At 70.7% G+C, this 17,899-nt stretch carries 21 protein-coding genes; 3 read left to right on the forward strand and 18 right to left on the reverse strand.

Annotated elements, in window-relative coordinates; all coding sequences use genetic code 11:
- Positions 1-70: 70 nt before the first annotated feature.
- The 10 genes from CES90_RS02180 to hisI form a co-directional block, all read right to left on the reverse strand.
- On the reverse strand, positions 71-844 hold the full coding sequence (locus CES90_RS02180; protein ID WP_189781753.1) for a DsbA family protein: 774 nt from the start codon (positions 842-844) through the stop codon (positions 71-73).
- 163 nt (positions 845-1,007) lie between these two features.
- Positions 1,008-1,826, reverse strand: a complete 819-nt coding sequence (gene trpA / locus CES90_RS02185) for a tryptophan synthase subunit alpha (protein WP_189781752.1) — start codon at positions 1,824-1,826, stop codon at positions 1,008-1,010.
- Positions 1,823-3,112, reverse strand: a complete 1,290-nt coding sequence (gene trpB / locus CES90_RS02190) for a tryptophan synthase subunit beta (protein ID WP_189781751.1) — start codon at positions 3,110-3,112, stop codon at positions 1,823-1,825. Before trpB ends, trpA begins: the two co-directional genes overlap by 4 nt.
- A gap of 161 nt (positions 3,113-3,273) precedes the next feature.
- Positions 3,274-3,468: a tryptophan biosynthesis modulator TrpM gene (trpM, locus tag CES90_RS51870; RefSeq protein WP_189781891.1), complete on the reverse strand. Its 195-nt coding sequence runs from the start codon at positions 3,466-3,468 to the stop codon at positions 3,274-3,276.
- A gap of 141 nt (positions 3,469-3,609) precedes the next feature.
- Positions 3,610-4,419: an indole-3-glycerol phosphate synthase TrpC gene (trpC, locus tag CES90_RS02200; RefSeq protein ID WP_189781750.1), complete on the reverse strand. Its 810-nt coding sequence runs from the start codon at positions 4,417-4,419 to the stop codon at positions 3,610-3,612.
- 186 nt (positions 4,420-4,605) lie between these two features.
- Positions 4,606-5,064, reverse strand: coding sequence for a DUF2752 domain-containing protein (locus tag CES90_RS02205; RefSeq protein ID WP_189781749.1), 459 nt, complete (start codon positions 5,062-5,064; stop codon positions 4,606-4,608).
- Positions 5,065-5,140: 76 nt separating this feature from the next.
- A complete protein-coding gene (locus CES90_RS02210; protein ID WP_189781748.1) occupies positions 5,141-5,413 on the reverse strand; it encodes an HGxxPAAW family protein in 273 nt (90 codons plus the stop codon).
- Positions 5,414-5,587: 174 nt separating this feature from the next.
- Positions 5,588-6,232, reverse strand: a complete 645-nt coding sequence (locus CES90_RS02215; protein ID WP_189781747.1) for a TIGR02234 family membrane protein — start codon at positions 6,230-6,232, stop codon at positions 5,588-5,590.
- A 52-nt stretch (positions 6,233-6,284) separates the two neighbouring features.
- Complete coding sequence (locus CES90_RS02220) at positions 6,285-7,763, reverse strand: anthranilate synthase component I (protein WP_189781746.1); 1,479 nt, start codon at positions 7,761-7,763, stop codon at positions 6,285-6,287.
- 11 nt (positions 7,764-7,774) lie between these two features.
- Entirely contained in the window at positions 7,775-8,230 is a 456-nt protein-coding gene (gene hisI / locus CES90_RS02225) for a phosphoribosyl-AMP cyclohydrolase (RefSeq protein ID WP_189781745.1), read from the reverse strand.
- Between the two features lie 168 nt (positions 8,231-8,398).
- On the opposite strand from hisI, the gene CES90_RS02230 reads away from it, so the two are divergent.
- Complete coding sequence (locus CES90_RS02230; RefSeq protein WP_189781744.1) at positions 8,399-9,034, forward strand: TIGR03085 family metal-binding protein; 636 nt, start codon at positions 8,399-8,401, stop codon at positions 9,032-9,034.
- Positions 9,035-9,103: 69 nt separating this feature from the next.
- On the opposite strand, the gene hisF is transcribed toward CES90_RS02230, so the two are convergent.
- Genes hisF through hisD form a run of 8 tightly spaced genes read right to left on the reverse strand, consistent with a single transcriptional unit; the run spans position 9,104 to position 14,886 of the window.
- Positions 9,104-9,859, reverse strand: a complete 756-nt coding sequence (gene hisF / locus CES90_RS02235) for an imidazole glycerol phosphate synthase subunit HisF (protein ID WP_189781743.1) — start codon at positions 9,857-9,859, stop codon at positions 9,104-9,106.
- Positions 9,856-10,254, reverse strand: a complete 399-nt coding sequence (locus CES90_RS02240; RefSeq protein WP_189781742.1) for a RidA family protein — start codon at positions 10,252-10,254, stop codon at positions 9,856-9,858. Before CES90_RS02240 ends, hisF begins: the two co-directional genes overlap by 4 nt.
- A complete protein-coding gene (priA, locus tag CES90_RS02245; RefSeq protein WP_189781741.1) occupies positions 10,251-10,991 on the reverse strand; it encodes a bifunctional 1-(5-phosphoribosyl)-5-((5-phosphoribosylamino)methylideneamino)imidazole-4-carboxamide isomerase/phosphoribosylanthranilate isomerase PriA in 741 nt (246 codons plus the stop codon). The genes CES90_RS02240 and priA overlap by 4 nt, the downstream gene beginning before the upstream one ends.
- Entirely contained in the window at positions 10,991-11,659 is a 669-nt protein-coding gene (hisH, locus tag CES90_RS02250) for an imidazole glycerol phosphate synthase subunit HisH (RefSeq protein WP_373313299.1), read from the reverse strand. The genes priA and hisH overlap by 1 nt, the downstream gene beginning before the upstream one ends.
- A gap of 2 nt (positions 11,660-11,661) precedes the next feature.
- On the reverse strand, positions 11,662-11,826 hold the full coding sequence (locus tag CES90_RS02255) for a hypothetical protein (RefSeq protein WP_189781739.1): 165 nt from the start codon (positions 11,824-11,826) through the stop codon (positions 11,662-11,664).
- Complete coding sequence (gene hisB, locus CES90_RS02260) at positions 11,823-12,425, reverse strand: imidazoleglycerol-phosphate dehydratase HisB (protein WP_189781738.1); 603 nt, start codon at positions 12,423-12,425, stop codon at positions 11,823-11,825. The genes CES90_RS02255 and hisB overlap by 4 nt, the downstream gene beginning before the upstream one ends.
- Positions 12,422-13,564, reverse strand: a complete 1,143-nt coding sequence (locus CES90_RS02265) for a histidinol-phosphate transaminase (RefSeq protein ID WP_189781737.1) — start codon at positions 13,562-13,564, stop codon at positions 12,422-12,424. Before CES90_RS02265 ends, hisB begins: the two co-directional genes overlap by 4 nt.
- Positions 13,561-14,886, reverse strand: coding sequence for a histidinol dehydrogenase (gene hisD, locus CES90_RS02270; protein WP_189781736.1), 1,326 nt, complete (start codon positions 14,884-14,886; stop codon positions 13,561-13,563). The genes CES90_RS02265 and hisD overlap by 4 nt, the downstream gene beginning before the upstream one ends.
- A gap of 207 nt (positions 14,887-15,093) precedes the next feature.
- Between hisD and CES90_RS02275 the strand changes: the two genes are divergently transcribed.
- A complete protein-coding gene (locus CES90_RS02275; RefSeq protein WP_189781735.1) occupies positions 15,094-16,674 on the forward strand; it encodes an oxidoreductase in 1,581 nt (526 codons plus the stop codon).
- 148 nt (positions 16,675-16,822) lie between these two features.
- Entirely contained in the window at positions 16,823-17,890 is a 1,068-nt protein-coding gene (locus tag CES90_RS02280) for a hypothetical protein (RefSeq protein ID WP_189781734.1), read from the forward strand.
- Positions 17,891-17,899 lie beyond the last annotated feature (9 nt).

Genomic DNA, 17,899 nt, shown 5'->3' on the forward strand with positions numbered 1-17,899 from the left:
TCCATAACGCCGTACTATCCGCCCCTTGACGTCACACGGGCCCCACCCGACAACGCCTGGCCCAGGGGCCTCATCCCTTGGCCTTCGCCTCCACCATCTGCTTCAGTTTGGCGGGAGTCATCGACCGGTCCGCGTAGATGTTGGTGCCGTTGAGGAACACGCTGGGCGTACCCGAGAACCCGCCCTTCTGGAAGGCCTCGTTCGACTTCGCGACCCAGCTGGTGTGCGTGCCGTCCTCGACACAGGTGCGGAAGGCCGAGGTGTCCAGTCCCTCCACCTTCTTCGCGAGGTCGATGAGCTTGCTGTCGCCGGCGAAGGCGTCGTCGGTCTCGGCGGGCTGGTTCACGAACAACACGTCGTGGTACGCGGCGAACTTGTCCTCGTTCTGCGCGCACGCGGCGGCGTTGGCGGCCTTGCGGGAGCCGCTGCCGCCCATGTTGCCGTCGATGAGGGTGACGAGGTGGTACTCGACTTTCAGCTTGCCGGCCTCGGTCAGCTCGTGGATCGTCGAGCGGTACGCGTCCTCGAAGGACTTGCACGCCGGGCAGCGGAAGTCCTCCCACACCGTGAGGGTCGACGTGGCGCCGGCGTCCCCGACGGGGATCGCGAGGCTGTCCTCGCCGTTGGCCCCCGAGGGCGCGACGACCGGGCCCGAGGCCTCGGCGTCGTCCTTGCCCGCGTTCGCCGCCACGACGCCGATCACGGCGGCCAGCCCCAGCACACACACCACCGAGGCGCCCACGATCAACACCCGACGGCGCTTCTCGGCGGCCTTCTGCTTCTCGCGCTCCTCCGCCAGCCGCTCACGGGCTGTGCGCTTTCCCTCACGGTTCTTCTCGCTCACATCCCGCAGAACGAACCGGGGAGGCGCACCGCGCCTCCCCGATCCCACTTCCACCCGTTCGAGTGAGCGAATGACCCGTTACGTCCACCCACCCCCGTACGACAAACGGGCGAACGTCACGCGCCCCCTCGCATGCCGTGGCACACGCCGGGGCGCGCACCGTTCAGACGCCCCGGCGCACGCCCTTTGCGAGCTCGCCCGCCAGTTCCCGTACGGCGTTCAGGCCGGCTGCCTCGTCCGGCGCGTCCAGCATCCGCTTCACGAACGCGGACCCGACGATCACGCCGTCGGCGAAGCCGGCGACCTCGGCGGCCTGCTCGGCGTTGGAGACACCGAGTCCGACGCAGACAGGCAGGTCGGTGCCGGTGGCCCGGGTGCGCTGCACCAGGTCCTGGGCCTGCACGCCCACCGACTCGCGGGTACCCGTGACGCCCATCAGCGAGGCGGCGTAGACGAAGCCGCTGCCCACCGCGGTGATCTCGGCGAGGCGGGCGTCCTTGCTGCTGGGCGCGACCACGAAGACCGTGCCGAGCCCGTGCTTCTCGGCGTGCTCCCTCCACAGCGCCGACTCCTGGACGGGCAGGTCGGGCAGGATGCACCCGGCCCCGCCCGCCTCAGCGAGCTCGGCGGTGAAGCGCTCGACTCCGTACCGGTCGATCGGGTTCCAGTACGTCATGACCAGGACGGGCTTCCCGGTGGCCTCGAAGGCCTCCCGCACCGTACGCATCACATCCGCGATCTTGACGCCACCGCGCAGGGCGATGTCGTCGGCGGTCTGGATGACCGGCCCGTCGAGGACCGGGTCGCTGTGCGGCAGCCCGACCTCGACGACATCCGCGCCGCCCTCGAAGACCGCCTTGATGGCGGCGATCCCGCCGTCGACGGTCGGGAACCCGGCCGGCAGATAGGCGATGAGCGCGGACCGTCCCTCGGCCTTGGCGGCGGAGAGGGTGTCCGACAGCAGCTGAATGTTCCCGCTCACTTGGCGTCCCCCTCGATCTCCGCGATGTCGGCCGCGTCGGCGGCCACCTCGGCGTCGGCGGCCGTGTCGTACAGACCGAAGTAACGTGCGGCCGTGTCCATGTCCTTGTCGCCGCGCCCGGACAGGTTGACGACGATCAGCCCGTCCTTGCCCAGCTCCTTGCCGACCTCCAGGGCACCGGCGAGCGCGTGGGCGCTCTCGATCGCCGGGATGATGCCCTCGGTGCGCGACAGCAGGCGCAGCGCCTGCATGGCCGCGTCGTCGGTGACCGCGCGGTACTCGCCGCGCCCGCTGTCCTTGAGGTAGGAGTGCTCGGGCCCGATGCCCGGGTAGTCGAGCCCCGCCGAGATCGAGTAAGGCTCGGTGATCTGGCCCTCCTCGTCCTGCAGGACGTACGACCGTGAGCCGTGCAGGATGCCCGGCTCACCGGCGGTCAGGGTCGCCGCGTGCTCACCGGTCTCGACACCGTGACCGGCGGGCTCGCACCCGATGAGGCGTACGTCGGTGTCCGGGATGAAGGCGTGGAACAGCCCGATGGCGTTGGACCCACCACCCACGCAGGCGACGGCGGCGTCGGGAAGCCGCCCAGCGCGCTCCAGCAGCTGCCGCCGAGCCTCGACACCGATCACCCGGTGGAAGTCCCGCACCATGGCGGGGAAGGGGTGGGGCCCCGCGACCGTACCGAAGAGATAGTGGGTGTGGTCGACGTTGGCGACCCAGTCGCGGAACGCCTCGTTGATGGCGTCCTTGAGGGTCCGGGAGCCGGACTTCACGGCGATGACCTCGGCCCCGAGCATGCGCATCCGGGCCACGTTGAGCGCCTGCCGCTGGGTGTCGATCTCACCCATGTAGATCGTGCAGTCGAGCCCGAAGAGCGCGCAGGCGGTGGCGGTGGCGACGCCGTGCTGCCCCGCGCCCGTCTCGGCGATGACCCGGGTCTTGCCCATGCGCTTGGTGAGCAGGGCCTGCCCGAGCACGTTGTTGATCTTGTGCGATCCGGTGTGGTTGAGGTCCTCGCGCTTGAGGAACACCCGGGCGCCACCGGCGTGCTCGGCGAACCGGGGCACCTCGGTGAGCGAGCTGGGCCGCCCGGTGTAGTTGACGAGCAGATCGTCGAGCTCACGCGCGAACTCGGGGTCGTGCTTCGCCTTGTCGTACTCCACGGCCACCTCGTCCACGGCGGCGACCAGCGCCTCCGGGATGAACTTGCCGCCGAACGCACCGAAGTACCCCTCGGCGCTGGGGACCTGACCCTCCGGGTCGGGAATGAAGAACTCGCTGGACATGCGGTTACCTCACAGGGGCGTAGCCCCGTCGTTGGTCGGACTATGGCTCACAGTGATCACGTACGCGTGCCGCTCCGGAGCGGGGCTGCCTGATTTGTCGGCAGACATGAGGGCCGACGGGGCCGAGGCACCCGGCGTTCACCACACCGATACGGCTCAGCTCACCGCAGGGGGCGCGTACGTGTCCTGGACCATCGCATGCCGTTCACCTGGCCCGGCTCGTCGCCGATGACGTAACGGACCCGGCGCCCGTGGACACGGCGGGCGGGCGCCCGGCAGCCACGGGGACGGCACCCGCGCGCGAGGCGGGCGTAGGGGTCCCTCGTCGTCATGGCGATCGAGAACGTCGAGAACATCGGGGCACAGCCTACCGGCCCCGGATCACCCGTGTGGGTGACTTCCCCGGACCGGGCCGCCCCCGCGCACCCCGTCACCCGGGCCGGGTCGGACCCCGGCCGGTCGGCGGTGGTGACGGTGCGGTCGGTCATGGTGGTCGGTCAGCTCCGGCCGTGCCGCAGCGCCGGGTGCTCGCCCGCGGCGACGAGGTCGGCGACCGCGGTCTTGGGGTCCTTGCCGGTGACGAGGGACTCGCCCACGAGAACCGCGTCGGCGCCGGCGTTGGCGTAGGCGATGAGGTCGTGCGGCCCGCGGATGCCGGACTCGGCGATCTTGACGATGGAGTCGGGGATCTCGGGGGCGACCCGCTCGAACGTGGAACGGTCGACCTCGAGCGTCTTGAGGTTGCGCGCGTTGACACCGATCACCCGGGCGCCGGCGTCCACCGCCCGCTCGACCTCGTCCTCGTCGTGCACCTCGACGAGCGGGGTGAGCCCGATGGACTCGGCCCGCTCGATCAACGACTCCAGCGCCGACTGGTCGAGGGCCGCGACGATCAGCAGGGCCAGGTCGGCGCCGTACGCCCGTGCCTCCCACAGCTGGTACGAGGTGACGATGAAGTCCTTGCGCAGGACAGGGATGTCCACGCGGGCGCGAACGGCCTCCAGGTCGGCGAGCGAGCCGCCGAAGCGACGCTGCTCGGTGAGGACGGAGATGACCGCCGCGCCACCCGCCTCGTAGTCGGCCGCCAGGCCGGCCGGGTCGGCGATCGCGGCGAGCGCGCCCTTGGAGGGGCTGGACCGCTTGACCTCGCAGATCACCTTGACGCCGTCACCGCGCAGGGCGGCCGCGCCGTCCTTGGCCGCCGGAGCCTTCGCCGCGCGCTCCTTTAGCTCGTCGAGGCTGACGCGCGCCTGCCGCTCCGCGAGGTCGGCACGGACTCCGTCGATGATCTCGTCGAGCACACTCACGCGAGCGGCCCCCTTTCAGACGGTTGCGATCGGTGACAACGTTTGACAGTCACTTATTGACAGTCATGTATTGACAGTCGAGCGGTTCTCAGTGTTCTGGCAGTTCACTGCGATGGTATCCGGAGCGGGGCGCAGCTCTCGCATCCGGCTGACGGCGGTCCCATTACCTGGACATTCGCCATTCGATCAAGGATGGAGCCAGCCGCCGAACGGAAGGTTCCGGACAACGGTGAAGACCAGTGCCACCGCACCGAGCGTCCACAACTGCAGGGGGCGGAGGGCGAAGCGCATCGGTCGTCCGCGCGCCACACGCACCACCCATACGGTCCACAGCACCGCGAAGCCCAGGAATCCGGCCACCGCGAGGGCGTTGTCGGTGACGGCGGTCGCGATGTCCCCGTGGGCGAAGGAGTGCGCGCTGCGCAGACCGCCGCAACCGGGGCAGTACAGGCCGGTGAAACGCCAGAGGGGGCAGACCGGGTAGTGGCCGGGCTCGTTGGGGTCCACGGCGGCGACGTACGCGAAGGCCGCGCCGACGGCCGTGAGCACTCCGGCGGGCACCCAAAGGCGTCGCAGCACACCCCCGACCGCATGGATGCGTGGCTGCGGCGCGACTGGCTGGGTCTCGGCGTTCACACACCGCATTCTGCCCCGCGCGGTTCGCACGCGCGCGCAAGGGGCGGTCCGGCGCCGATACCGCCGGACCGCCCCTCGACGGAAGTCAGCCCTTGGCGGCGGCCGGCTCGGGGGTCACGACCTCGCTGCTCTTGGCGGACGCCTGGTGGTACACGGCGTGCGCGTCCTTCGGCTGGCCCAGGCCCATGGCCTTCATGATCATGCCGACGACACCGCCGAGGACCGTGATGACCATGCCGGCCCAGAATCCCAGCGGCTCGGCCATCACCATGTAGGCGCCCGAGACGCAGAAACCGATGAAGGCGATGGTGACGCCGGTCCAGGCGGCCGGGGTGTGACCGTGGCTGCTGCCCGCCATGTCTTGCTCCTCGTTGCTGAATGCGTGGTGCCCGATGCGTTCCGCTCGTGGGTTTCGCTCGAGCGCGTGGTGAGTGGACGCTCGCCGCCCATTGTCCCGTATCTCGCGCACGGGCCGTGAGCGGGGGGCATGTGCCGCCCGTCACGTGGGGGGGCGGACGGACGGTCGTACGGCCTATGCCGGATCCGGGCCCGTGGGGTCCTCACCGCGGTCGAGGGCCTTCCACATGTCCTCGGGCCGGTCCGGGTCGACGGGCTTGGCCTTGCGCGGCCGAGGGGTGCCGTCCCGCTCGTAGCGGCCGGACATCGCGGGCCACAGCCGCCCGTAGCGGAGTGCGAGCAGCCCCGCGAGGAGCATGAGCGCCCCGCCGGCCGCCGCGACGTACGGCCAGCCGGTGTGGCTGAGCACGTCGACCGTCGCGGAGGTGTCGCCCGAGGCCTCGGCGGCCTTGTCGTCGAGCGCCGAACTGTCGTACGCGCCGAGCAGCGCCGCAGCGATGGTGCCCGCGCCGGAGAGCGCGAGCAGGACGGCGACCAGGACGCGCCCGGACCGGCGTACGGCGAAGACGGCGACGAGCGCGGCGAGGCCCACTATGGCGAGGGCCGCGGGCACACCCGTGACGTCGCTGCCCTTGGCGGTCAGCGGGAAGGCGCCGCCCGCGATCGAGGCGGTGCCCTCCGACCAGTGCTGCCGGGAGGCGAGCAGCGCCACGGCCGCGCCCAGTGCGCCGCTCAGCAGTGCCAGGGCGAGGCTGCGCCGCCCGGAGCGGACGAACGCGGGTTCGGAACGGGGATGAGGTACAGCGGTCACGTACTCCACTATCGCCTGCGCGCCGGGGTCGCCGTCACTCGGGGTTCACGTGAGATGGGCCCTATTGTCCGAGCCGGTTCGCCGTGTGGACCGCGCGCAGGACCGCCGCCGCCTTGTTGCGGCACTCGGTGTCCTCGGCGACGGGGTCCGAGTCGGCGACGATGCCGGCGCCGGCCTGGACGTACGCCGTGCCGTCGCGCAGCAGGGCGGTGCGGATGGCGATGGCCGTGTCGGAGTCGCCGGCGAAGTCGAGATAGCCGACGCAGCCGCCGTAGAGGCCTCGGCGGGAGGGCTCCAGCTCGTCGATGATCTGCATGGCTCTCGGCTTCGGGGCGCCGGAGAGGGTGCCGGCGGGGAAGCAGGCGGTCAGCACGTCGAAGGCCGTACGGCCCGCCGCCACCCGGCCGGTGACGGTGGACACGATGTGCATGACGTGGGAGTACCGCTCGACGGACATGAAGTCGACGACCTCGACCGAGCCCGGCTCACAGACCCTTCCCAGGTCGTTGCGCCCCAGGTCGACGAGCATGAGGTGTTCGGCGCGTTCCTTGGGGTCGGCGAGGAGTTCGTCGGCGAGGGCCTGGTCCTCCTGCGGGGTCGAGCCCCGGTGCCGGGTGCCGGCGATGGGGTGGACCATGGCCTGCCCGTCCTCGACCTTGACCAGGGCCTCGGGGGAGGAGCCGACGACGTCGAAGCCGTCGAAGCGGAACAGGTACATGTACGGGGAGGGGTTGGTCGCCCTGAGGACCCGGTAGACGTCCAACGCGCTTGCCGTGCACGGCGTTTCGAAGCGCTGGGAGGGGACGACCTGGAAGGCCTCGCCGGCCCGGATGCGCTCCTTGATGTCCTCGACGGCCTCCTGGAAGTCGGGGCCGCCCCACAGCGCGGAGTACTCGGGCAGTTCGGAGGGCGGGAGGACCGCCGGGGGCTGGGCGACGGGGCGGGTGAGGTCGGCCTGCATGGCGTCGAGGCGGGCGACGGCGTCGGCGTAGGCCTCGTCGACGCCTGTGTCGAGGTCGTTGTGGTTGATGGCGTTGGCGATGAGGAGGACCGAGCCCTCCCAGTGGTCCATGACCGCCAGGTCGCTCGTCAGCAGCATGGTCAGTTCGGGCAGCCGGAGGTCGTCGCGCTCGCCGGGGCCGATCTTCTCCAGGCGGCGCACGATGTCGTAGCCGAGGTAGCCGACCATGCCGCCGGTGAAGGGTGGCATGCCCTCCTGGTGGGGGGTGTGGAGCGCCTCGATGGTGGCGCGCAGGGCGGCGAGGGGGTCACCGTCCACGGGGACGCCGACGGGCGGGGTGCCCACCCAGTGGGCCTGGCCGTCGCGGGCGGTGAGGGTGGCGTGGCTGCGGACACCCACGAAGGAATAGCGGGACCAGGATCGACCGTTCTCGGCGGATTCCAGCAGGAAGGTGCCGGGGCGCTCGGCGGCGAGCTTGCGGTAGAGCGCGACCGGGGTGTCGCCGTCGGCGAGGAGCTTACGGCTGACGGGGATGACGCGGCGGTCGGTGGCCAGCTTGCGGAACGTCTCGAGGTCCATGGCGGCTGACCTTACTGATCCAGTGACGGTACGTCGGAATCGGCGTCGCCCTCGACGCCTTCCACGGCCTTGAGGACGTCCTCGTCGAAGCAGGTACGGGCACCGGTGTGGCAGGCGGCGCCCACCTGGTCGACCTTGACGAGGACAGTGTCGGCGTCGCAGTCCAGGGCGACGGACTTCACCCACTGGAAGTGGCCGGAGGTGTCGCCCTTGACCCAGTACTCGCGGCGACTGCGTGACCAGTAGGTGCAGCGACCCGTGGTGAGCGTGCGGTGCAGTGCCTCGTCGTCCATCCAGCCGAGCATGAGCACCTCACCGGTGTCGTACTGCTGGGCGATGGCGGGCAGGAGCCCGTCGGCGCTGCGCTTGAGGCGCGCGGCGATCTCGGGGTCCAGGCCGCTGGGAGCGCCGGGGCCGCTCGGGGCTCCGGGACTGGGGGGGCTGCTGGAGGACGGCGTGCTGGTCATGCGGCCATTGTGCCGCGCCGCCGCGATGTGCCCGCTCCGTTGTCCACAGGCCGGACCCTCTTGTCATACGAATGCCGGGCGCTCGCCGAGCACTTCTGCGAGCCCTGTGTCGCGCCTCGCCGGGACCTTGGCTGCCCGGACCGCTCCGCCCGGTCGTAGGCTGGCGTCATGTCAACCCATGCCAAGCGTGAACGGCTCCTCTTCGCCGACCTGTTGGAGACCGCGGGCCCGGAGGCTCCCACCCTGTGCGAGGGCTGGAAGACCCGTGATCTGGCCGCGCACGTGGTGGTGCGCGAGCGCCGCCCGGACGCCGCCGGGGGCATCCTCATCAAGCAGCTCGCGTCGCGCCTGGACCGGGTCATGGAGGAGTTCACCGCGAAGCCGTACGAGGAGCTGATCCAGCTCATCCGCACCGGACCGCCGCGCTTCTCGCCCTTCTCCCTCAAGCAGATCGACGAGGCGTCCAACACGATCGAGTTCTACGTGCACACCGAGGACATCCGCCGCGCCCAGCCCGACTGGTCCCCGCGCGAGCTCGACCACGTCTTCCAGGACGCCCTCTGGTCCCGCCTGGAGCGCACCGCCCGCCTCATGGGCCGCGGCTCCCCCACCGGCCTGGTGCTCCGCCGCCCGGACGGCCAGACCGCGGTCGCCCATCGGGGCGCTCCGGTCGTCACGGTCACCGGCGAGCCCTCCGAACTGCTGCTCTTCCTGTACGGACGCCAGCAGGTGGCCGATGTGGAGCTGGAGGGCGAGAAGGAGGCGATCACCCGCCTGCACGAGACGAAGCAGCTGGGGATCTGAGCTCCCGCTGCGGTAGTCGGCGATGCCCCGGCCGCCGTCGGGCAACCGGGGCTCAGGCCGGGAGCGGCGTCACCGTACGGGGTGGCCCGCCTCCCGCAGCGCGTCCTTGACCTGGCCGATGCGCAGGTCGCCGAAGTGGAAGACGGAGGCGGCGAGGACCGCGTCGGCGCCTGCCTCGATGGCCGGGGGGAAGTCGGCGAGCTTGCCGGCGCCGCCGGAGGCGATGACGGGGACGGTCACGTGCCGGCGGACGGCCGCGATCATCTCCAGGTCGTAGCCGTCCTTCGTGCCGTCCGCGTCCATCGAGTTGAGCAGGATCTCGCCCGCGCCCAGTTCCGCGGCCCGGTGGGCCCACTCGACGGCGTCGATGCCGGTGCCCTTGCGGCCGCCGTGGGTAGTGACCTCGAAGGAGCCGGACTCGGTGCGGCGCGCGTCCACGGACAGGACGAGCACCTGGCGGCCGAAGCGCTCGGCGATCTCGCGGATCAGGTCGGGGCGGGCGATCGCGGCGGTGTTGACGCCGACCTTGTCCGCGCCCGCCCGCAGCAGCTTGTCCACGTCCTCGGCCGTGCGGACGCCGCCGCCGACCGTCAGCGGGATGAAGACCTGCTCGGCGGTGCGGCGCACCACGTCGTACGTGGTCTCGCGGTTGCCCGACGAGGCGGTGATATCCAGGAACGTCAGCTCGTCGGCGCCCTCGGCGTCGTACACCTTGGCCATCTCGACGGGGTCGCCCGCGTCGCGCAGGTTCTGGAAGTTGACTCCCTTGACGACCCGGCCGTTGTCCACGTCCAGGCAGGGGATGACTCGAACGGCAAGGGTCATGGTGCGGCTTCTCCTCGGAACGCCTCCACCTCGACCTCGACGACCAGGCTGGGGTCCACGAAGCCGGAGACGATGATCATGGATGCGGCGGGCCGGACGGAGTCGAACAGCTCCTTGTGAGCGCGCCCGACCTCGTCCACGTCCCGGGCATGGGTGATGTACATGCGCGTGCGTACGACGTCGTCGCGGCCGAGTCCCACCTGTTCCAGCGCCGCGAACGCGACGTTGAAGGCGTTGACCGTCTGCTCGTACGGACCGCCTCCGGCGATCTGGCCGTCCACTATGGACGTGCAGCCGGAGACCAGCACCAGGCCGTTCGGCAGCTCGACTGCCCGGGAGTAGCCGAAGGTCTCCTCCCAGGGCGCGCCCGTAGTGACGCGTCGTACGTCGCTCACCGGGCTACCGCCTCCAAGGCCTCTTCCAGGGTGAACGCCTTCGCATACAGGGCCTTCCCGACGATGGAGCCCTCGACACCGAGGGGTACCAGGTCGGCGATGGCGCGGAGGTCGGCGAGGGAGGACACGCCGCCGGAGGCCACGACCGGGCGGTCGGTCGCGGCACACACATGGCGAAGCAGCTCCAGGTTGGGACCCTGGAGCGTGCCGTCCTTGGCGATGTCCGTGACGACGTAACGCGCGCAGCCCTCCTTGTTGAGGCGCTCCAGCGTCTCGTAGAGGTCACCGCCGTCACTGGTCCAGCCGCGGCCGCGCAGGGTCGTGCCGCGTACGTCGAGACCCACCGCGATCTTGTCGCCGTGCTCGGCGATGACCTTGGCGACCCACTCGGGGGTCTCCAGGGCGGCGGTGCCGAGGTTCACGCGGGTGCAGCCGGTGGCCAGGGCCTTCGCCAGCGAGGCGTCGTCCCGGATGCCGCCGGACAGCTCCACCTTGATGTCCATGGCCCCGGTGATCTCGGCGACCAGGTCCCGGTTGTCGCCGGTGCCGAACGCGGCGTCCAGGTCGACCAGGTGCAGCCACTCGGCGCCCGCGCGCTGCCAGGCGAGGGCGGCTTCCAGGGGAGAGCCGTAGGAAGTCTCCGTACCGGACTCGCCGTGTACGAGCCGGACCGCCTGGCCGTCGCGGACGTCCACGGCGGGGAGGAGTTCGAGCTTTCCTGAGGGCTTGGCAGACATCAGAGGGTTCCGATCCAGTTGTTCAGCAGCTGCGCTCCGGCGTCGCCGGACTTCTCGGGGTGGAACTGCGTGGCCCACAGCGCGCCGTTCTCGACGGCCGCCACAAAGGGCTTGCCGTGCGTCGACCAGGTGACCTTGGGCGCGGTCAGGGCCGGGTTGTGCGTCTCGAGGGCCCAGTCGTGGACGGCGTAGGAGTGCACGAAGTAGAAGCGCGCGTCGGCGTCGAGGCCCGCGAAGAGCTCCGAGCCGGCCGGGGCGTCGACGGTGTTCCAGCCCATGTGGGGCACGATCTCGGCCTGGAGGGGCTCGACCGCGCCGGGCCACTCGTCGAGGCCCTCGGTCTCCACGCCGTGCTCGATGCCGCGTGCGAAGAGGATCTGCATGCCCACGCAGATGCCCATCACAGGACGGCCGCCGGCGAGCCTGCGGTCGATGATCCAGTCGCCGCGTGCCTCCTTCAGGCCCTTCATGCAGGCGGCGAAGGCACCGACACCCGGCACCAGCAGTCCGTCCGCGTTCATGGCCTTGTCGAAGTCACGCGTGATCTCGACCTCGGCGCCCGCGCGCGCGAGAGCACGCTCGGCGGAGCGGACGTTGCCGAAGCCGTAGTCAAAGACGACTACCCGCTTCGAAACGGTGGTGCTCCCCGTGTTTGCCGTGCTTACGATGCTCAATTCCACACCTCCAGCCTCAGGACGCCCGCGACGAGACACATCGCGGCGCCGATCGACAACAGCGTGATGAGACTCTTCGGCATCTGCTGCTTGGCGAAGGAGATGACACCGCCGATCAGGAAGAGACCGACGACGATCAGGACCGTCGACAGGCCGTTCACAGCGCGCCCTTCGTGGAGGGCAGGATGCCGGCCGCGCGCGGGTCGCGCTCGGAGGCGTACCGCAGCGCCCGCGCGAGCGCCTTGAACTGGCACTCGACGATGTGGTGCGCGTTGCGCCCGTACGGCACGTGCACGTGCAGCGCGATCTGGGCCTGGGCGACGAAGGACTCCAGGATGTGCCGGGTCATCGTCGTGTCGTACTCGCCGATCATCGGCGCCATCTTCTCGGGCTCGGTGTGCACGAGGTACGGGCGCCCCGACAGGTCGACGGTGACCTGGGCGAGGGACTCGTCCAGCGGGACCGTGCAGTTGCCGAAGCGGTAGATGCCCACCTTGTCGCCGAGGGCCTGCTTGAAGGCGGCGCCCAGCGCGAGGGCGGTGTCCTCGATGGTGTGGTGCGAGTCGATGTGCAGGTCGCCGTCGGTCTTCACGGTCAGGTCGAACAGACCGTGGCGGCCGAGCTGGTCGAGCATGTGGTCGTAGAAGCCGACCCCGGTGGAGATCTCCGTCTTTCCGGTGCCGTCGAGATTGATCTCGACGAGAACGGACGTCTCCTTTGTCGTGCGTTCGATTCTGCCGACGCGGCCTTCGCGAGTCATGCGCTCTGCTCCTTCGAGGGCGTGGGGGTGTTCCCCACAAAACACTGCAGGTCACGTACCGCGTCGAGGAACGCGTCGTTTTCGGCGGGGGTTCCGGCGGTCACTCGCAGCCACCCGGGCACTCCGTTGTCCCGGACCAGGACGCCCCGGTCGAGGATCTTCTGCCACACCTCGTGCGCGTCGTCGAACCTGCCGAACTGCACGAAGTTCGCGTCGGACTCGGTCACCTCGTAGCCGATGGCGCGCAGTTCCTCGACCAGCCGGTCCCGCTCCGCCTTGAGCTGTTCGACATAGCCGAGGAGGGTGTCGGTGTGCTCCAGGGCGGCCAGAGCGGTCGCCTGGGTGACGGCGGAGAGGTGGTACGGCAGCCGGACGAGCTGGACGGCGTCCACGACCGCCGGGTGCGCGGCGAGGTAGCCGAGACGCAGGCCGGCCGCGCCGAAGGCCTTGGACATCGTGCGCGAGACGACGAGATTCGGCCGTCCTTCGATGAGGGACAGCAGCGAGTCGCCGTGGCTGAACTCGATGTACGCCTCGTCCACGACCACCATCGACGGCTTGGCCGACTGCGCCGCCTCGTACAGTGCGAGGACGGTCTCCCGCGAAACCGCGTTGCCCGTGGGGTTGTTGGGGGTGGTGATGAAGACGACGTCCGGCCGGTACTCGACGATGGCCTTCTCCGCCGCCTCGAGGTCGATCGTGAAGTCGTCGCCCCGGGGGCCGGAGATCCAGCCGGTGCCCGTGCCGCGCGAGATGAGCCCGTGCATGGAGTACGAGGGCTCGAAGCCCATGGCCGTACGGCCGGGTCCGCCGAAGGTCTGCAGGAGCTGCTGGATGACCTCGTTGGAGCCGTTGGCCGCCCACACGTTGGCCGGGCCGACCTCGTACCCGGACGTCTTCGTCAGATACTCCGCGAGCCGCGTCCGCAGCTCCACCGCGTCCCGGTCCGGGTAGCGGTTGAGGTGGCGCGCCGCCTCACGGACCCGTTCGGCGATGCGCTCGACCAGCGGATCGGGCAGCGGGTACGGGTTCTCGTTGGTGTTCAGCCGTACGGGGACGTCGAGCTGGGGCGCGCCGTAGGGGGACTTGCCGCGCAGCTCGTCGCGTACGGGGAGATCGTCGATACGTACGTCGCTCACTTGCCCTCAGGTACCTTCCAGCCGAACCTTGCCTTGATCGCCGCGCCGTGCGCGGGCAGGTCCTCCGCCTCCGCCAGCGTCACCACGTGGTGCGCGACCTCGGCCAGCGCGTCCTTCGTGTAGTCGACGATGTGGATGCCACGCAGGAAGGACTGGACGGACAGACCGGAGGAGTGGCAGGCGCAACCGCCGGTCGGGAGCACGTGGTTGGAGCCGGCCGCGTAGTCGCCGAGGGAGACCGGCGCCCACGGGCCGATGAAGATCGCGCCCGCGTTGACGACGCGTTCGGCCACCGCCGCCGCGTCCGCCGTCTGGATCTCCAGGTGCTCGGCGCCGTATGCGTTGACGACACGGAGGCCCTCGTCGACGCCGTCGACGAGCACGATCGCGGACTGCCTGCCCGCGAGCGAGGGCCGGATGCGGTCCTCGATGTGCTTGGTGGCCTCGACCTGCGGCGCCAGCTCCTTCTCGACCGCGTCGGCGAGCGCGACGGAGTCGGTGACGAGCACGGCGGCGGCGAGCGGGTCGTGCTCGGCCTGGCTGATCAGGTCGGCGGCGACGTGCACCGGGTCGGCGGTGTCGTCCGCGAGGACCGCGATCTCGGTCGGGCCCGCCTCGGAGTCGATGCCGATGACCCCGGTGAAGTACCGCTTGGCGGCGGCCACCCAGATATTGCCGGGCCCGGTGACCATGTTGGCGGGCGGGCAGGACTCGGTGCCGTACGCGAACATCGCGACGGCGGTGGCACCGCCGGCCGCGTACACCTCGTCGACGCCGAGCAGTGCGCAGGCGGCGAGGATCGTGGGGTGCGGCAGTCCGTCGAACTCGGCCTGCGCCGGGGAGGCGAGGGCGATCGACGGAACACCGGCCTCCTGCGCGGGCACCACGTTCATGATCACGGACGACGGGTACACCGACCGGCCACCGGGGGCGTAGAGGCCGACGCGCTCGACCGGTACCCACTTCTCGGTGACCGTGCCGCCGGGGACGACCTGGGTGGTGTGCGTGGTGCGGCGCTGCTCGCGGTGGACGGTACGGGCGCGGCGGATGGACTCCTCCAGGGCCGCGCGGACGGCCGGGTCGAGCTGCTCAAGCGCGTCCGTGAGGGCCTTGGCCGGGACCCGTACGGATGTGAGGCGCACGCCGTCGAACTTCTCCGCGAAGTCGATCAGCGCCGCGTCGCCCCGATGATGCACGGCCTCGCAGATCGGACGCACCTTCTCCAGGGCGGCCGAGACGTCGAAGTCGGCTCGGGGCAACAGGTCGCGCAGGGCGGGTCCCTCCGGGAGGGCGTCGCCGCGCAGATCGATTCGAGAGATCACGGGCCCAATTCTCGCAGACGTCGGTCGGCTGACGTCGGAGCGTTCCAGTGGCTGGAACGCCCCGGCGCGGGAACCCGGAAGATCACCTTCACGTCTAGCGTTCAGAGCGTCACACAGCGGGCATGAACAGCTGTGCGATACATGGTGGACCCACCGACACATGGTGCACGCACCGACGCGCGAGTGATCGAGGAGGAAGGAAGGGCCGTGACCGAGGGTGCCGGCGTCCGGGACGGGGAGCCGCCGGACGACCTGACCGCCGCCGAGGCCGGCATGTGGCAGGCATTCCGCAACGGCAGCGTCTACGACCTGCGCAGCGGTGACATCGCCGAGGACGATCCGCACGGCGGCCATCCCTGGGGCCCCGAGCGCACCGTACGGGCCCGAGTCGTGGCCTGGCTGCTGCTGGACGGTCCGCCCGCGCTGGCCGGCCGGGTCTCCGCGCTGAAGCTGGTCGGCGTACAGATCAAGGGCACCCTGGAGCTGGCGGGCGGCCAGGTGGTGCCGTACATGGAGCTGAAGGGCTGCCGGTTCGAGAAGGAGATCCTGCTGCCCGAGGCCCGGTTCACGACCGTACGGCTGGTGGACTGCTCGGTGCCGCGCCTGGAGGCGGCCCGGCTGCACACGGAGGGCGATCTGCATCTGCCGCGCTGCCGGTTCCACAACGGCGTACGGCTGGCGGACGCGCACATCGGCACCGATCTGCTGCTCAACCAGGCGGTCGTCTACCGCGACCGGCACGGCCGTTCGATCTCCGCGGACGGGCTGACCGTCGCCCAGGACGTGCAGGCCGAGATGCTGGAGTCGCACGGCGAGCTGAGCCTGCGCGGCGCGACCGTCGGCGCCTCGCTCAGTCTGCGCGGCAGCAGGCTCACCAACCCGTACGGCCGCCTCGCCCTGAACGCGCCCCAGTTGACCGTCGAGCGCACCCTCTATCTGACCCCCGCCGGCGTCGGAAATCCCCTCTACACGAGCGGCAGCACTCCCGCGCGCGGCACACGCGTCCAGCGGTTCGTGTGCGAGGGCGGGATACGGCTGGACGACGGACGGTTCGGCGACGCCGTCGACCTGGAGCGGGCCCGTTTCACCTTCAACGACACACAGGAACTGTCTCTGCGCCGCGTCCAGGTGCCCGAGCTGCGCTTCCTCGGCGAGAAGCCGGAGCGCGGCAAGGTCGTCCTGTCCGGCGCCCGCGTCGGCGTCCTCATCGACCGGGCGGACAGCTGGCCGGGCCCGGGCAACCTCCAGATGGGCGGCTTCCAGTACGAGACCCTCGTACCGCGTGACCGGTTCCCCCTGGCCAAGCGGCTGGAGTGGGTGGCGGCGGCGACCGCCGAGTACAGCCCGGAGCCGTACGAGCGGCTCGCCACCGTGCTACGGACCGGCGGCGACGACGAGGGCGCGCGCGAGGTACTGCTGGCCAAGCAGCGCCACCGGCGCGAGAACCTGCCGTTCGCGGGGAAGCTCTGGGGCTACGCGCAGGACTGGACGGTCGCGTACGGGTACCGGCCGGGCCGGGCCGCCGTATGGATGGCCGTGCTGTGGGCGCTGACCTCGTACGCCTTCTCGCACGCCCACCATCCGCCGATCAAGAGCGGCGAGCACCCGAACTGGAGCCCGTCCCTGTTCGCCCTGGACCTGCTGCTCCCGGTCATCGACCTCGGTCAGGTCGGCTACTGGCAGTTGCGCGGCGGCTGGCAGTGGCTGGCCGCGGTGGTGATCATCCTGGGCTGGATCCTCGCGACGACGGTGGCCGCGGGCGCGACCCGGCTTCTGAGCAGGAACTGAACCGTAATCCGAACGCAAACAACCTGCTTCGCCTTCCCGTCGTCTTGCTACCGAAACCACCAATGGCGAAACCACCAATGGCGAAACCACGACGGCGAGCACCCGCTCCGCGAGAGCGGCGCCCAGGCGCAAGGAGGTGTCCGCGCACGTGAATCCGTTGCGTGCGCTCATCCGTACGGCCAGGATGGCGCGTCACACCTCGGGGCTCGCCGTCGGGCTGCCCGCCGACGACGAGGTGCTGCTCGACGCGCCGGACGAGCGGCTGGGGCCCGCGCTGGTGGCGGCGGGCCGGGGTGACCACACGCCCGCGGCCAAGCTCCTGTCGACGACCCGGGAGGCCGCCGAGTGGGAGAACCGCGACCGGTACGTCTCGCGGCTCGCCTCCTTCGCCCGTTCGCGCGACGAGTGGCTGCGGACCTGGCAGGGCGCCGCTCCGCACGACCCGGACGTCCTGCTGATCAAGGCCCAGCTGGCGGTGGCGCACGGCTGGCACTCGCCGGCCCGGGTCGAATTGCTGCGCGAGACGGGCCCGTTGATCACCGCGGCCGCCGAGAGCGAGCCGCGTGATCCGGTGCCCTGGCGGATCGCGCTCGACCACGCCCGGGGCACGGGCCTCGGCCGCACCGGTTTCGAACAGCTGTGGGCGGAAGCGGTCCGCCGCTCGCCGCACCACTACGGGTGCCATGTGTCCGCCCTCACATACCTCTCGGCGTCCTGCTGTGCTCGGTGGGGGGACACCCCCCACACCCCCGGGTGCTCGCACGCCGAGGGCTTCGACTTCGCCGAGCAGGCAGCCGAGGACACGCTGCCGGGCTCGCTCGTACAGGCGCTTCCGGTACGGGCGGTGTTCTCCTGCCTCACCGAGGGCGGCGGGGCCGAGGTGTCCCGCGCCCGTCTGCACGAGGCGGCTGACCGGGCGATCGCGCTCTCCGCCGAGTACGCGCCCGGCGATCCGTGGCCGGCCGAGGTCCGCAACCTCCTCACCTACGTCCTCGTACGCCTGGAACGCTGGCCGGACGCCCTGACCCAGCTGCGCATGATCGGCCCCTTCGCCACGTCCTTCCCCTGGGACCGGGTATCGGACGATCCGTTGGGCCAGTTCCTGGAGCTGCGGGACGGCGTACGGCTGGAGGTGGCGTCCTCGATGCCGCTGCGGACGCGAACAAGAAGATCACAAACAAGTACGAACAGACACACGCACCCTGTGGACCATTAGGCTCTGGCC

It is taken from the genome of Streptomyces capitiformicae (assembly GCF_002214185.1).
Taxonomy (GTDB): domain Bacteria; phylum Actinomycetota; class Actinomycetes; order Streptomycetales; family Streptomycetaceae; genus Streptomyces; species Streptomyces capitiformicae.